Origin of the sequence: Bradyrhizobium sp. NDS-1, from assembly GCF_032918005.1 — a bacterium.
Lineage (GTDB): Bacteria > Pseudomonadota > Alphaproteobacteria > Rhizobiales > Xanthobacteraceae > Bradyrhizobium > Bradyrhizobium tunisiense.
Genome location: NZ_CP136628.1, coordinates 2,487,067 through 2,501,735, shown reverse-complemented (window position 1 = coordinate 2,501,735; position 14,669 = coordinate 2,487,067). Strand labels below are relative to the sequence as shown.

Sequence of the window (14,669 nt, the reverse complement as noted above, 5' to 3'; positions counted from 1 at the left end):
CAAGGCTGGAACGGCGGTTGGGACACGTCATCTCGACCGCGCTTATCTTACCCTTATTGTACTCGATTCGGCATGATCGAGCGCAACCGCAAAGTCGCTGGCCGCAGGCTCAACCTTGATCTACCGGCCATGAGCTCGCGGCATTTGTCCCGCTGCGCGCGTGTTTCGGTGATGAGCGTTTATGATGAGAGGACGGCAACTGTGCCAATGTCCGCGCACGGAACGGAAAGGCTCGCCGCTCCCATTCGCCAAGCCCTGCTCCACCTACAGCTTTTGATCATTTCGGCCGACATGTTCACCCAAGCCAAATCGGATCATGCGTGCGGGGTTCCTTCTTTCGGACCTCGCGACAGTCGTGTTCTTTCGAAAGTGCCGTGGCGCGACGCCACCGCCGTCGGTCTCGAGTTGCTGCCCCTCACCGCTGAAGGGCTCCTTCGGCGCGGTAACATGATTTGCCTATCTTACCCGAAGCATCTATGTCCAGCGCGCACACGCCAAAGCGATACTGCTCGAGGATGGAATTGATTGCTGCCGGACGAGCAAGCCAATACCGCGACAGGAGAACTTCGAGCCTTATGTTCGATAGGATACTTGCGGCGACTTCGCCAGGCACTGCCCCCCAGATTCGAGGGGTAGCTTTGGCTTGAGCATGGTCTTAAGATGCGCATTAAGATCCTCGTCCAAGCTATAGCATCATCATCCTTTGCTATTGCGGACCCGTATAGCGCGGCTGCCAGCAAGGCTCGCCAAGCTTTGTGCAAAGACAATGCCGCTACGGATCCTTGCACTTCTAGTGCATTGCATCTGGCGAGGCCGTCCGATGTACTGCGCTCCGCGACACTGATCCGGCACAGGTCTGGATATCCGAGTTATTGCTGTGGGAGCCACGGTACATCGACGTTTCGCCGGGCGTGGCCACGCTGTGCCGGGGGCACCCGTAGACCGTTTTGAGCGCCTCCACGTCCAGCGGATGCCGGAGTGCTCCTTCGAGACTCGGTTCTCAATTGCGAGCAACGTTTCGCCAGCCGCGCGAGATGCGCTTGCGTTGAGATGCATGCCGGGAATGGTTTTGAGGCCCGCCTTCGCTCATTCTGCCGACGCTTTGCGGCCGCGGACTTGCGCCATTAAGGAGCAGCCATCATATTGTGGCATTCCAAAAACAGATGTAGCCATGCGCGAGCAACGCCTTCGCGACCACAATGCCATCTCAACTGGACTAGCAGAGTGCTGAAAACGCTGTTAGGCGCCGCGCCGGCGGCCGCGCCACGACGTGGTGGTAGAACTGATCTGCGATGATTGACCAATCAACGCCCGGCTCAACGATAGACATCACAGCAAGGATTGCGATCGAAAGAGGCCCATCAGATCAGATCAGTACTGTGTCTGGGTCCGCCGTTTCGTGACGCAGTATCTTAAGATCAAGCGGAGCTGCATGCACCTGCGCTCGCTTCTCGTGCCGATCAGACAAAGGAAGGCTACCGCTGCGGCAGCATCCAGGAGAACTTGCACAGTTTCCGGTTAGCGCAGTCTTGGACAAAAGTAAGCACACGCCGTGTTGCACAACGGCATCACGCGACCCCTCCCTGTCGCATTCTTTGCGCACGTCGCCGGTCCGTCTCGTTTTTGCCCCACCACGGCCAAACGGCTTCGTCACGTGCGGCGCGAGTGCGACAATGAAAGGAGCCTACTCTTGGATGAGTCGAGTGGAGTCTACGATCCGGAGGATCTCGCGATGTTGGGACACCTTTTTGATCAAGCAATCACATGTTTACCGACATGCATGCGAACCAGCGAGAACCGCGAGGCGATCGCGAGACTCGTTCTGCAACGCGCAGCGAGGGATGAATTGGGGTCACTGGCGAACTTGATGCTTGCACTTGTCTCGGCCGCTTGATCAACAGCATGCTCTCAGTGCTTCTGCGGTTCGCAGCAAGAGACGCACCATCTAGATCATTGAAATAACTTGATTCTCACGTGACGTCAGGTTGTAGGCTTGAAAATTGAGGACCATGACAAACGCCACACCACGACGGCGCCGATGGCGCATTGGAGAGCTTGCAGAGGCGACCGGCGTAACGGTACGCACTCTGCATCACTACGAACATACCGGATTGTTGACGGTCTCGGAACGTACCGATGGCGGTCATCGCATGTACGATCGTGAAAGCCTACAACGCGTCTCTCAGATTCGCGCGCTGCGTGAGCTCGGCTTCTCACTTCCTGAGATCCGCAAAGCAATAGAGGGGCGGACGTCTCTCACGGACCTGTTGCGCAACCATCTGGAACGGATTGAACTTCAAGTCGCGCGGACGACATTATTAAGGGACCGATTGCGCAATATGACGACGCAAGGTGAGACACAAGTCAGTGTCGACGAACTGCCGGCCACGTTAGACGCAATGTCACGGATTGAGAAGCGCACCCCCTCGGCGATCTGCACATGCGCCTCTAACGCTAGCCGCGAAGATCGGTGGCGCAAGATTCGCGACGAGCTACGAAGCTGCATGGATCAGCGTGAGCCTCCATGCAGTGAGCGGGCAAATGCAGTCGCGCGTCAGGCCCGTTCGCTCCTGACTGAGATCGCAGGAGTTGATTCGACTGTCTCAATGATACTCAAGGTGCTGACGCGATTGACCGAACCACACAATCTCGCCGGCTGGGATGCGAGCCTCATGCGATACCTCGATCTCGCCCTCGCCGCGCTGGAGGATCAGCTGGGACAGAATTGACGCGGTTGCGCGCGCTCTCGGTTGTCGGAATGACTCTAAACCCAATGAGTTGATGGTGACCGTTCAATTCTGACTGACAAGATCGTTGGCCTGTAGCAGTTCCTCTCCGCCTCTCCATTGTCGGCACTCATCGGGTCTTCTCTCTGTATCTTTTGGCAAACAACCTCGACGAGCAAGCTTCGAAGTACTTGATTCGCACGTAGCGTCATATTGTACCGTCTCACGCATCGTCGCAGCGACGGGGGCGGACAGACCGTCGGCTAAACCGAGGGAGACTCTAATGATCGGCATCACTTTCGGAACTTCCCGGTGAGAGGCCTCGGCGAGAACAAGTCGGTGGATGATCGTCCGGGCCTTTCAAGCGCCTCGTCGGCACACATCTGCCGAGCACAGGAGATTCGCGAGTGTACCGGCCAGGATGTTCGATATGGGTCCTGTCAACGCCTAGAGGACGCTCTCCTGACCAGTCCCGTAACGTCCATCCGTCCATGCCCGCCCGATACTTATGGATGAACCTGGCAACAACTTGAGCCTGTTCGTACCAATCTGAGTTCGATTCAAACATCATTGCGCTGGACTGCTGGTCGGCGCGTCATACCAACGGCGAAGCACACCAAGACGCGGCGCGATATCGGGAGCCCCACATGTCGATTCTTCGCGTTCATAGGCTTGCAACTGCTGCGCTCCTTTCCTTGATCCTGAGTTCGAGCGCCCGGGCAAAAGATGTTTACATTGCGGTAGCGGGCCCAATGACGGGAAGCACCGCGTCGCTCGGCGCGCAGATACGCGACGGAGCGGCCGCGGCCGTGGATTCGATAAATGAATCGGGTCTGCTGCCTGACACAAAGCTCATATTGAGGATTGTCGACGACGCATGCGATCCCAAGCAGGCCGTCGCTGTTGCCAATCGCTTGATAACTGACGGGATCAAGCTTGTCGTTGGGCACATTTGTTCATCTTCGTCGATTCCAGCTTCAGATATATCCGCCGAAGCGGAGGTGCTTCAGATTTCACCTGGCTCGACGAATCCCCGTCTGACAGAGCATGGCCTAATCACGCTGTTTCGGATTTGCGGCCGCGATGACCAACAAGGCAGGGTTGCGGCCGACTACATCGTGCGGCACCACCAAGGCGCAAAGCTCGCGGTCCTCGACGATAAGAGTACAGCAGGCAAAGGCATCGCCGATATCGTTGAATCGCGGCTTCGTGCAGCTGGCGCGTACACTGTTCGACAACGCTATGTTGCCGGCGAGAAGGATTACACCGCTCTGGTTTCGAGACTGAAGAGAGAGGGAATTCAGATCGTCTATATCGGCGGCTATTACAACGAGATCGGCCTCATCGTGCGTCAAGCTGCGGAGGCGGGCGCACGCCTGACTGTGGTCGCCAACGATCCGCTGATGACAAGCGACTTTTTGGCCGTTGCCGGCGAGGCCGCAAACGACACGCTCTTCACCTTTATGCCGGACCCGACGAAGAATGCTGCAGGGCAGCAGCTGTCGCCAGGCTTAAGGGTTCGAACCTATCTGCCGCGGGTTACACGCTCTACGCTTATGCCGCGGTTCAAGCATGGGCAGACTCCGTCAAACGGGCCGGCAGCTTCGATGCCACTCGGGTCGCTGCGGCCCTACGCTCGGGCTCAATCGAAACGGCCATTGGCACGGTTCGATTCGACTCTAAGGGAGACAATCCCGCTCCTGGCTTCATCGTCTACCGCTGGCGCGACAATACCGTCGATGCGATCGAGCAGAACTGATCGCCCGTCCCAACACCGCACGGAGCGTTCGAATGATGAACCATCCTCGATATAGCGATTACGCGCTGCTCACGTGCCTCGCAGTCGCCGCAGTCGCAGCATTTCTCGCCCTCGCGGCAGTGCTATCACAGCCGTCGTGCGCGCCCGAACGGCCGCCCGAAGAGTACGTTCCCATTCGCCTGGTGCCACTGCAGTGAGCACCACTTCCAGATTCGTAAGGCCGACGAACATCGGCACCTTCTTCCGGCTAGGCAAACTGATGCGCACGCTCTCGGGAGTGAACTGTCACGGCCTCTTCAGAAGGAACGTACCTTATGGGCAAGATGTCAGACGCGCACAGTCGCTCTGCGATTTGCGCGAGTTCGAGCCAATCGTTAGCAGCGCTGTTCGGCCGAGTGGACGTGGCGTCCCTTCTCTCCGTGAAAACCGGTACTCGCTTGGATGGCCTGTGCGGCGCCTGATCCGTGCTGATCGCTACCGGAGTTTTGAGGCCGGCTTTGATCCGGTGCCGCGTTTAGATCTAAGTCCGCCTATTGAACCCCCAACACTCACATTCATGCATGCCCTGCGCTTCCCGGCTCCGAATATAGCACGCGCCACGTAGGCTCGATGAACGCCATCAACTGCTCGCGTCGACAAAAGGGAGAACACCAAATTGGATGCAAAACTGCAAGCTATGCTTTCCGCGCTCTCGTCGGTCGCTCGCGAATTGGATGCTCTGCCGTCCGGGCGGCCCACCCCGGACAATGGTTTCCTGAAACTGAACACGAATGAGAACCCATTTCCTTTGCCGGGCATCGTGATGCGAAGCGCAATTGCAGCTCTTGAGCTGCAATACCTCTATCCAGAAGACGACAATGTCAGCTTGAGACAAGCGGCCGCAGCTGCCTATGGCATTGCAACTGATTGCGTGATGGCTGGCAATGGATCGTCTGAACTTCTCAGTCTCATTTACAGAGCCTTTCTTGCCCCGGGGGACGCCGTAGCAATGATGTCGCCAGGCTTTTCATTCAATCGCAAGCTTGCCATGTTGCAAGGGGCCCGCTTCATTGAAATTCCCTGGTCTGAACCTGACTGCTTGCCGATGGACGAGCTGGTTTTCGGTGCGGCGAAACATGCCAAATTCATTCTGCTAGCCAATCCGAACAATCCGACCGGAACCTTTGTTCCGCTCGCTGAGATCGAACGCCTCGTTATACGATCTGACCGATTGATCGTATTGGACGAAGCTTATGTCGATTTCGCACCTGAGGACGGCCTGCGCCTTGTTGAGCGCCATTCGAATCTTCTGGTCCTGCGCACGTTTTCCAAGAGTTATTCCGCCGCTGGCATTCGCATCGGCTTCGGTTTCGGCCATCCCGAGCTAATTGGGCGGCTTCGCAACATCCAGAATGTTTTCAACATGAATGTCGTCGCTCATGCGGTGGGCATGAGCGTCTTGCGCATCGCGACGCCTACGAGGAGAACCATCGCCACGTCAGGCTTGAGCGGCAGCGCGTAGCGGCCGCCCTTTTAGAATTTGGGTTCTCTGTCACGCCTTCCCACGCGAATTTCCTCCTCGCTCGTGTGCCCGTAGGCCAGGGTGGCAGATGGTGGCAGGCGGCGTTGGAAGACCACAAAGTCCTTGTTGCCTTCTTTCCGGACGCCGGCCTGGAAGAGTGCATTCGGGTTAGCATCGGTACAAAGCGCCAGATGGATGCTTTTCTTGCGGCTGTCGGCAGCATTCTTAAGAAAGTGGGATGCCGCGGCTAGTGGCCCCTTCCACTCAAGTCACGGATCCCCGTTCGTGATCGATCCGGACGAACACCTGATGAAGCTTCGCGACGCAGCCGGAGTCAGTTTTCATCCAGTCAGCGCATTACGAGCTGTTGAGAACGGCTTCGCAGCCTATGCAGCGCATGCCAGCGAGCACCTCCTGCACCCCCGAAACCCGGCGATTCCGGTCCTCTCTACCTAGGAGATAACTGAGTGAGAAACGTTCTTCCAAACCTGACCTGCGGCATATTTGATCATCTTGACGAGGACGGCCGCGATATCGCCCGGCAATACGCGGACCGCCTCGCGCTGGCGGAGGCCTACGACCGGCTCGGTTTCTATGCCTATCATCTGGCGGAGCATCATTGCACTCCCCATGGAAGGGGCCCCTCGCCGAACTTGTTTCTGTCGAGTGTCATACAACGCACACGGCGACTTCGCGTTGGTCCATTGGTTATGCTGCTCAACCTCTATCACCCGCTGCGTGCATTCGAGGAGATCTGCATGTTGGATCACCTGAGCAGCGGCAGGGTTGAGGTCGGACTTGGTCGCGGCTCCCTACCGATCGAGCTGAGCTATTTTGGGGTTGGAGCCGACGTTGCCTCGAGCCGTTACGAGGAAGCTTCCCAAATCTTCGTTAGCGCGATGAATGGCGGCCCGCTTTCATACCAGGGGCAGCATTTTGCGCTGAGCGACGTTCCCTTGACGCTTTCACCTCACCAGCGTCCCTGTCCCCCGACATGGATTGCTACAAATCGGCCAGAGTCCGCTCATTGGGCGGCGGCAAATGGCGCAAATCTGGCGTGCATGGGGCCTTCTTCTGCCGTTCGCAAGGTCACCGATCGCTATCACGCTCATCGAAACGCGGAGCGTGACGCCAGCGGTTCAGCACCATTTCTCGCATTGCTCCGCATGGTCGTAATTGCCAGCTCTGAAGCAGCCGCCCGTTCCCTCGCCGCGCCAGCCTACGAAACATGGCTCAGAAGCTTTAAGTTCCTGTACGAGCTCAATGACATCCCGCCTCCATCCAACCTGCCCCTGACCTTAGATGCCGCAATCGACAGTGAACTGTGCGTTGTCGGAACGGGCGCTTCGGTGCGCCAAACTCTTCTCGATCATCTGGAAGAGGCAGGGGCCAACTATCTTCTTTGCCAGCTCGCCTTCGGATCTCTGACACTGGATGCCTGCCTCAATACGGCAACTGCGATTCACTCCGAGCTCATAGCGGCAGACCGCTGACGGTGAGCCAACAGCGAATTGCAATAAATTTGCCATTGATCCAGCAACAAATGACAACGCCGAGAGTCGATGAGTACCGGAGCCGAATGCATCTATAAGGCCGCTCTTGCGGTCCAAAGGGACTTTATGCGGATTCGACCCTTTCGACTACATCACCGAACAGGAGGCGTAACTGCAAACGAACGGCCTGTCCTTCACTTTGCGTGCCTTGATACTGCCCGAGCAGTGGTTTGCTTGGGCAGGTAAGTCGGCTCACGCTCGTTCCGCTTTGGCGCGCTGGTTCGTCGATCCCATTCTACACGAATCCGAGGTGTGGCTTATCGCCCGAGCGGGCCTGTCGTGACGCGGTCCCGGCCGCGCTCCGCTCAGACCGAAGAGATCGCGCGTAAGCTCGAGATCGTGCTAGCGGAATTGGCTTCGCTGCGCATTCTGCTGGCCGCGCACGGCATTAGCACCCCGCGACCTCTCGATGCGGACTACCTCACTGTTCAGCGGTTCGCAGTGATGAACCACATAAGCGCCGAAGCCGTGCTCTCTCGGATCCGCCGCGGCAAGTTACGCGCGGAGAAACGCGGTGGCCGGTGGTGGGTAACATGCACGGTTTGCACAGCATAGCCGTGCAGGGACGAGGACAGTAAGACAGACGAAGTGAATCAATCCGAGATACGGACTCCGGCACGAGAAATGATATGTGCGTTTAAGTTAGCATCTCTTCTGAGCTCGACCAGACGGCGATGGAGACTCAAGAGATCGATCGAGGTCAACGTAGCGCACGCCAACACGCCGTCGCCAGATCGGGAGGCTCAATCTCGATGTACCCATGCAATCACAAAACGCGTGGGCGCCCAGAGCACCGGGTATCTGATGACCACCGTTGCGTGACCGGGGATCACTCAGTCAATTCCGCCTGGTTAACAGAGCGATCTCAGTGAACAAGCGGAAACGCATTGGACGCCTGGCAGGAGAAGTCCAACTCCGATGCCGCTGGCGGTTTGTGGCAAACAGAACCACCCTCCATGTCGGTTTTTCGACGTGAGCCACCGCACGCGCCCGGGTTACGGCCTGGAGCACAGGAAAGATAAATGCCTTGCTCGCAAATCGCACGCTTTGCGAGCTTCCCTGAGCAACCTGCGATCTCACGCCCCTGGCAGAGAAATTGCACTCCAGTCATTCGCCTCTTTCAGGGGCGCCGCGCGCGCCGGTGTCACACGGGAACAGATCGGATTTCGCTGGGATGGTCGCCAGGATCTGGCTGGAGAAGGAGATGGCAATGATGTCACCAAAACTGATGTCAGTCCTCGGTTCTATGGTAGCAGTCGAGCGTATGTTTTGGAAACTTCGAGAATTGATCGATGGAGACGGCTCGATCTCACCTGACGTTCGAGAGACGCTTCATGTAATGTTGGATGCAAAGCTTCTTTCCGCAAAAGATAAGATTATGAGCGACGCGCGCGCTGCGATCGACGCGACTCCTGATTTGCCGCAGGCGGTCCGCGACCGAGCATTCAGGTCGCTCGATTTTGCAACGAAAATGTTCATGACCAGCGAACCGCGCCGCACTCAGGATCCGCTTAGCCGAGTCGGTATCTGCAGCGCTAATCGCAAGATGCATTGATCCATGCCCCGCTCCACCCATCGCCCGCCGCAACACTTGGCTGTGCACTGTTGATGTTAGCCGAGGCGCTTCGATTGAGCTCCTGAGGAGCTTTGAAGCTCCTGGAATGGAGCGACATCACCTCGGTAGTTGATGAATCTGCGATGATCCGCAAGTAGGCTCACGGAGAGCTAGAACCATGGTTGGAACGAGCATGCGCAAGCCTCGTCATATCTTTCGCCAACGGCGTCATCAAGGACAAAGCCGCCGTCAGCGCAGCGATTACGACGTCCTGGTCCAACGGACAGACCGAAGGCCAGATCACCAAACTCAAACTGATTAAGCGCCAAATGTACGGGCGCGCCAAGCTCGACTTGCTGCAGGCTCGGGTAATCAGCTCCACATGACCAGTGCTGCACCAAAATAGCGTCAGAGCCTAATTTAGGCCCTCGGTTTCAGAGGATGACTCCGGCACGCCTTGCACCACAATGCGGCAGCCTCCCCGCTGCCCGACGCGAATAGCCCAGGCGTCTTAACAGCACGCCTGTCCTGCGCAGCGAGATGGCTAGCCTCGTCCACGTTTCAGCTGCCGCTGAACGTCTTCTTCGTCCCGCCCAGGGCGGGTGGGGCAAGCGGCCGAGAGAAGCGCAACACTCTGACCAAACCACGGGTATCAGCCCATAACGAATCTCGTTTCCTGCAACGATCACGGCGTGGGCCGCTCAGGGCATCTGCAGACTACGCCTGGCTCGCGCCCACTGCTGCTGCAGGCCACCTCGAGCTAGAATAGATTTTGGCTGGGAGTAGCCGAAGGGACTTGAATCGCACGTAGCGTCACGTTGTAGGAACGAGGCATCCGCCGCCTCGCGCCGACCAACTAGTTAGCCACCGAGGGCGGGAGTGTGACGTAACACATCAAGCAATCCTCCGGTTTAGACATCCAGATGACCACAGCACTCTTTTTGCTCACTATGATCTTCTTTGGCGGCTTTGGACTGGGCTACGGTGTGCGCAGCTGGCGTTCCCGCAAGCGACGTGAGCGCGCCCGGCTCTATGGTGCTCTCTTTCATTCCGGCACTTCTGCTCCGCCGCCGCTCCGAGTTCCCGCACGCCGTGGTTCCTAACGTTGCATTCGGCCTTGCTCAAAGAAGGAAATTGCGGATCCGCCACGCGAGGGAGAACGCCCTTCACCGCCAGTTCGTCGAGCACAGATTTGCAAGGCGGAGTGGAGGCCACGCGCGTGCTCGCCTTGAGTCGGTCCCAACAGCACGGTGTAACATGTGACTGATCGCCGATCTGACCTGAGATGCTGAGCGATGAAGACCGCGGGTCGGCCATTCACGGATCATCAGGTCGGCGGCGGTGGATTTGCAAACGCCCCCAGCCTGGACAACGTCCATCTGTGCGATCTTAGCATGTGCGGAAGCAATTGCCAGACCGACTTCTAATCAGCGCTGGTGCGAATCTCGGAGAAGATATGTCTGGCACGCGAGCTAGCGCTTGAACTGAATGCGACGGCGAGCACGGCGGCAGCGTCGACAAGGAGCCGCCTTCACTCTGCTAGTGTATCTACGGCGCTTCGATGCCCGTCGCGATCTGCACCTGGCGAAAGGAGAGATCCAGAGTCCTCGCAACGACTCCGATGTTCATCTCGCGTCAGGATCAAGGCCGCGCTGACCGTGACCAATGCGTCCTGGCCGAGTTCGATTCGTTTAACTCGCCTACCTAAACGGAGAGGTTTCGTAGGTGAGGCTTCCTTCGTAGGACTCGATCCCGACAGTCAGTACAGCGGATGCATCATGAAGCCTGACGAGCGCCTCGCCGAACTCGTTGAGAATAGCGCGTGTTTTGATGACGAGGCATGGAAAGCATGGGCACAGTGCCTCTCACCCACTGAGCGGCTGGCGTATATTCGCAAACATCGCTCTCACTTCCGGTTCACTGATTATGATGAAGTGATAGCTGTTGTACGGGGTCGGCGCTTCACCGGGTGCTCATCGCAGCTCCTTCGATGGCGCAACAGGATAAGAGCAAGGACGTTGCAAAGCGCTCTGCTCTTCTTGGTTGCGGTGTGGCTGGGTATCATCTGGCTTGCGGTGCGCTTAATCCGCTGAGATCAGCAGCCCGCTTTTCGTCAACACCTAAGCGACCCATGTTCGCACGCGACCGAACATTGCGACGCGGTTGGAGATGATCTGCAATGCAGCAACCTGACGCAGCGTTCGGTTCGAACATTCCTTTGGGCGCGAATGTTGCGATGCAGTTACAGCAATTCGCGCGGACGTTGTTAAGACGCACGAGGCTCGGAGGCACTCAAGACATGAGAGTAGAAATGAAGAACTTGTTGCTCGCCACTGTGAGCATTGTGGCGCTTGACGCGGTGGCGCCCGCATTTGGCGCGGATCTGGCTGCGCAGCCCGTCCAACCTCTCTACACCATAGCTCCGCAGCCTGTCGCGGCTGCAACCTACGACTGGAGCGGCTACTATCTCGGTATGAACGGTGGCTTGGGCTCTAGCTCGAATTGCTGGGATTTCAATGCCGGCACGTCCGAGGGCTGTCATGACGCGACCGGCGTGACCATTGGTGGCCAGATCGGCTATCGATGGCAGATAGGCCAGATCGTTCTTGGTGTTGAAGGCCGGGGAAATTGGGCTGATTTGACCGGCTCGAATGTCAGCGTCGCGTTTTCGGATGTCAACCAGACCAAGATTGATGCGTTTGGCCTGGTGACAGGGCAGATCGGCTACGCCTTCGACAACGTACTGCTTTACGCCAAAGGCGGCGCCGCAGTCACGAGCAACACCTATCAGATCAGCTCGATCCTCACGGGCGCGCAGCTTGGGAACAGCGAGCACGTTCTTTGGGGCGGCGCTTTGGGAGCCGGCATCGAGTACGGGTTCGCACCGAACTGGTCGGTTGGCTTCGAGTACGATCACCTATTCATGCAGCCCGCCACGGTGACTTTCGCCGCGCCCGCTGGTGGGACCGATCGCATCCGCCAGGATTTCAATCTTCTGACTGCACGGCTCAACTATAAGTTCGGCGGTCCGATTCTTCTCAAATATTAATCTGTCGTTCAAACGGCGGATCGAAAGCCCCGGCCGTAGGCCGGGGTTTTTTGGACCTGTTGGTCTGCTTTACAGAAGCCATACACGACCTAATGCTTTCTCGGGAGGGCGCGCTTGCTGCATCAAGCAAAACCCTTCTCCTGGGCTAGCGCGCTGCACAGTGATTGTGACAGGTTGCGTCCGGCGATGGCAATGTGCGCGTCTAGCTTGGACGGCATGCAAACCCTGGCTCTATTGGGCCGACGAGCCCGCCTTTGCGTGGCACGCGGCGCGCAGGAAGTCACCGTCTTGCCGAGCATCCTCGCGAAAGTGCCTGCGGTCCTTCGGCGCGGAGCTCGTGCTGGCGCATTGCAGGCCGCGCGTCTGCCGGCACGACGATCGGCGCGATTGCCGAATCGTCCTGGGGTGCGCGAATCTCGGCCAACAACGCTACCGGATCGAGCGAACGATACTGATCGCGCAGCCGTTTCCGACGGCTACAGTCACCTTGGGATGCGACCACGGACGCTCATAGGCGTCGATGGGGGGATAGCGCTTGATTACTTTAGCCCTTCGCGGCGATTCTCCTTCAGCTTGAACGACGGCTGAAAGACGTTGACGTACGGCCCTGCCGCCGCATACAGGCGGCCCATCACGTGCGCCGTCTCGACGCCATCGAAGCGGGGATACTCCATCAGGCGACGCACAAGAGCAGCATTCTTCTGCTCGACGAATGCTTGATCGTTCTTCTTGTACGCGCGCGAGCGCGTGACTTCGAGCTTTTGTTCGCGACACCATGGCACTGACGGGAAGCCGGTAGCTGCCATCCATGATGTCCGGCGGGATCTGTGCGGCAAATGGTTTGAGGAACTCGCGCTCGCGCGCATCCGCGGGCCGGGCATAGGCCCACAGGTCGGAGCCTGCAAAATAGCCGGCGACGCGCGAATCGTGCTGAAGCTGACGGTCATCACCAAGGACAATTACCAGCCGTTCGACCAGCCGCTCGATGGCGTAACCGGGGAAAGCGTAAGGTGGGTTAGCGAGGATCTCGCGCTACGGAACGCTGCGCACCTGGGCCGAACAGCTCGGAATGGCGGACGCGGCGAGGCTGCTTCAGGCGACGCTGGACGAGGAGGAGGCTGAGCCGCTTCGCCAGTTCGTCGATTGCAGCTTCGACCGTCCGGCAAGCCGGGACGAGCCGCAGCGTGAGGCGCGCCTAGTTCTCGTCCACGGCAACAGCGCCCTGCTGCCCCTTGTGGATCGAAGACGGCACCACACCGAAATATTTCCGGAACACGCGGCTTCCTATGTCGATGGCGGCATGCGTGCAGGCCCCGCGGCGGTGAAGTGTGGGGCGAGCGAAAACGACACGACATAGTTCATGAAGGCGCTATGATTGTCGAAGTCTACGCCGCGCAAAAGCCAAGGGAACAGGCTCTGTGCGCGGTTGATCGCCTCGACGACCAGCTAACCTTCCCGCGTCACCAATGACAGGTACTCCGCCCAGCCCGTGGCGACATCGACCATCGTCAGGGTCTGGATGAGCGAGCCAGCCACCGACGTGCCGCCATGGGCGACCATGTCGACCTCACAGAGGGCGGGCGGCGGGCTCTTCCAATCATGAACGTGCGGACGCGACTTCGCGCCGGATTGCCGAAATGACTCCGGCGCGGAGCCCGCCTGCCGCCGCTCGCCGCGAGCTTCACGTCGACGAGCAGGCGGTCACTGCTAGCAGCACTGATCGCCAGAGCAAAGTCGCGGTCCACCTGCCCAAGCTGCAGTCGGCCATGTGGCTCGAGGGCCGTCAGCAAGGTCGGGATCATCAACTTGAGCCGCTTGCCGCAGACCCGATCCGACGCCTCCCATAACGCCGTTTTCGGGTCCTTTATCGTAGCGCCATGTCTACGCTTGCGCTCTCCGGGGGCTTCGACCTTCCCCGGTTTAACCTTTGCGCGCCGCCCAAGTGCGCCCGCCGCATCTTTGCGATGCCAGCCCACCGTCGCGCATAGCGCATCGAGGATGCGCCCCTTCTCCGCTCGTTTGGCCGACCTGTAACGCTCCGTTAGGCCGACACCACCTCCCGCCGCGCGCCCATGCTGACCTTTCCCGCCATAGACGCCCCCGAACCAATTCGATGGCACCGACCCAATCATCGGCGAGAAGTTGTCCAGTAACATTCTGGATGAGGCAGTGCGCCCCTTGTCAAATGCAGCAAGCCGATTCGGGCTTATCGTCGACGTTCAGTCGGTTCGAGCCTGAAACGGAGTTTTTCTAGGAAAACTAGCCACGGCAGCCAGTGGACGGAGCACTGACGTGGAAGAATGAAGGTACCGCGACGTTCTTCTCTCCCAACGACGATCTTACGCTCTGCCGCATCCTTAGCAATCTTCTCCGCGAAAGGTATGGAATCTCCTTTGTCGCGTGTGTGACGGGCCAAACCACAGCGCAACCACGCTGACAAGGCAACTTCGCACATACCTGCATGGGCCCACCAAGATAGTCCACGATCAGACGTAGACATCATCGGCCTGCCGGCCCGTGAGACTC

8 protein-coding genes and 4 pseudogenes are annotated in these 14,669 nt (G+C 58.4%); 9 read left to right on the top strand and 3 right to left on the bottom strand.

Annotated features, from left to right (window positions below; all coding sequences use genetic code 11):
• The first annotated feature begins 2,009 nt into the window (after positions 1-2,009).
• The 7 genes and pseudogenes from RX330_RS11685 to RX330_RS11655 form a co-directional block, all read left to right on the top strand.
• Positions 2,010-2,729, top strand: coding sequence for a MerR family transcriptional regulator (locus RX330_RS11685; protein WP_317243108.1), 720 nt, complete (start codon positions 2,010-2,012; stop codon positions 2,727-2,729).
• A 644-nt stretch (positions 2,730-3,373) separates the two neighbouring features.
• On the top strand, positions 3,374-4,540 hold the full coding sequence (locus RX330_RS11680) for a branched-chain amino acid ABC transporter substrate-binding protein (protein ID WP_317243107.1): 1,167 nt from the start codon (positions 3,374-3,376) through the stop codon (positions 4,538-4,540).
• 621 nt (positions 4,541-5,161) lie between these two features.
• Positions 5,162-6,237, top strand: a pseudogene (gene hisC, locus RX330_RS11675) (histidinol-phosphate transaminase).
• Positions 6,238-6,271: 34 nt separating this feature from the next.
• On the top strand, positions 6,272-6,442 hold the full coding sequence (locus tag RX330_RS11670; protein WP_317243106.1) for a hypothetical protein: 171 nt from the start codon (positions 6,272-6,274) through the stop codon (positions 6,440-6,442).
• 11 nt (positions 6,443-6,453) lie between these two features.
• Positions 6,454-7,479, top strand: a complete 1,026-nt coding sequence (locus tag RX330_RS11665) for an LLM class flavin-dependent oxidoreductase (RefSeq protein WP_317243105.1) — start codon at positions 6,454-6,456, stop codon at positions 7,477-7,479.
• A gap of 1,234 nt (positions 7,480-8,713) precedes the next feature.
• Positions 8,714-9,094: a hypothetical protein gene (locus RX330_RS11660; protein WP_317243104.1), complete on the top strand. Its 381-nt coding sequence runs from the start codon at positions 8,714-8,716 to the stop codon at positions 9,092-9,094.
• A gap of 170 nt (positions 9,095-9,264) precedes the next feature.
• Positions 9,265-9,480: pseudogene (locus RX330_RS11655) on the top strand (transposase); the annotation flags it as partial.
• A gap of 525 nt (positions 9,481-10,005) precedes the next feature.
• Here RX330_RS11655 and RX330_RS11650 read toward each other — a convergent pair.
• Positions 10,006-10,143: a hypothetical protein gene (locus RX330_RS11650; RefSeq protein ID WP_317243103.1), complete on the bottom strand. Its 138-nt coding sequence runs from the start codon at positions 10,141-10,143 to the stop codon at positions 10,006-10,008.
• A gap of 1,262 nt (positions 10,144-11,405) precedes the next feature.
• Between RX330_RS11650 and RX330_RS11645 the strand changes: the two genes are divergently transcribed.
• Positions 11,406-12,143: an outer membrane protein gene (locus RX330_RS11645; protein WP_317243897.1), complete on the top strand. Its 738-nt coding sequence runs from the start codon at positions 11,406-11,408 to the stop codon at positions 12,141-12,143.
• Positions 12,144-12,682: 539 nt separating this feature from the next.
• Here RX330_RS11645 and RX330_RS11640 read toward each other — a convergent pair.
• Together RX330_RS11640 and RX330_RS35770 are read right to left on the bottom strand one after the other, a co-directional pair.
• On the bottom strand, positions 12,683-12,949 hold the full coding sequence (locus RX330_RS11640) for a hypothetical protein (RefSeq protein WP_317243102.1): 267 nt from the start codon (positions 12,947-12,949) through the stop codon (positions 12,683-12,685).
• Positions 12,867-13,067 (bottom strand): annotated as a pseudogene (locus RX330_RS35770) (ABC transporter substrate-binding protein); the annotation flags it as partial. The gene RX330_RS11640 and the pseudogene RX330_RS35770, both read right to left, overlap by 83 nt.
• A 100-nt stretch (positions 13,068-13,167) precedes the next feature.
• On the opposite strand from RX330_RS35770, the pseudogene RX330_RS11635 reads away from it, so the two are divergent.
• Positions 13,168-13,263: pseudogene (locus RX330_RS11635) on the top strand (DUF892 family protein); the annotation flags it as partial.
• Between the last annotated feature and the right edge of the window lie 1,406 nt (positions 13,264-14,669).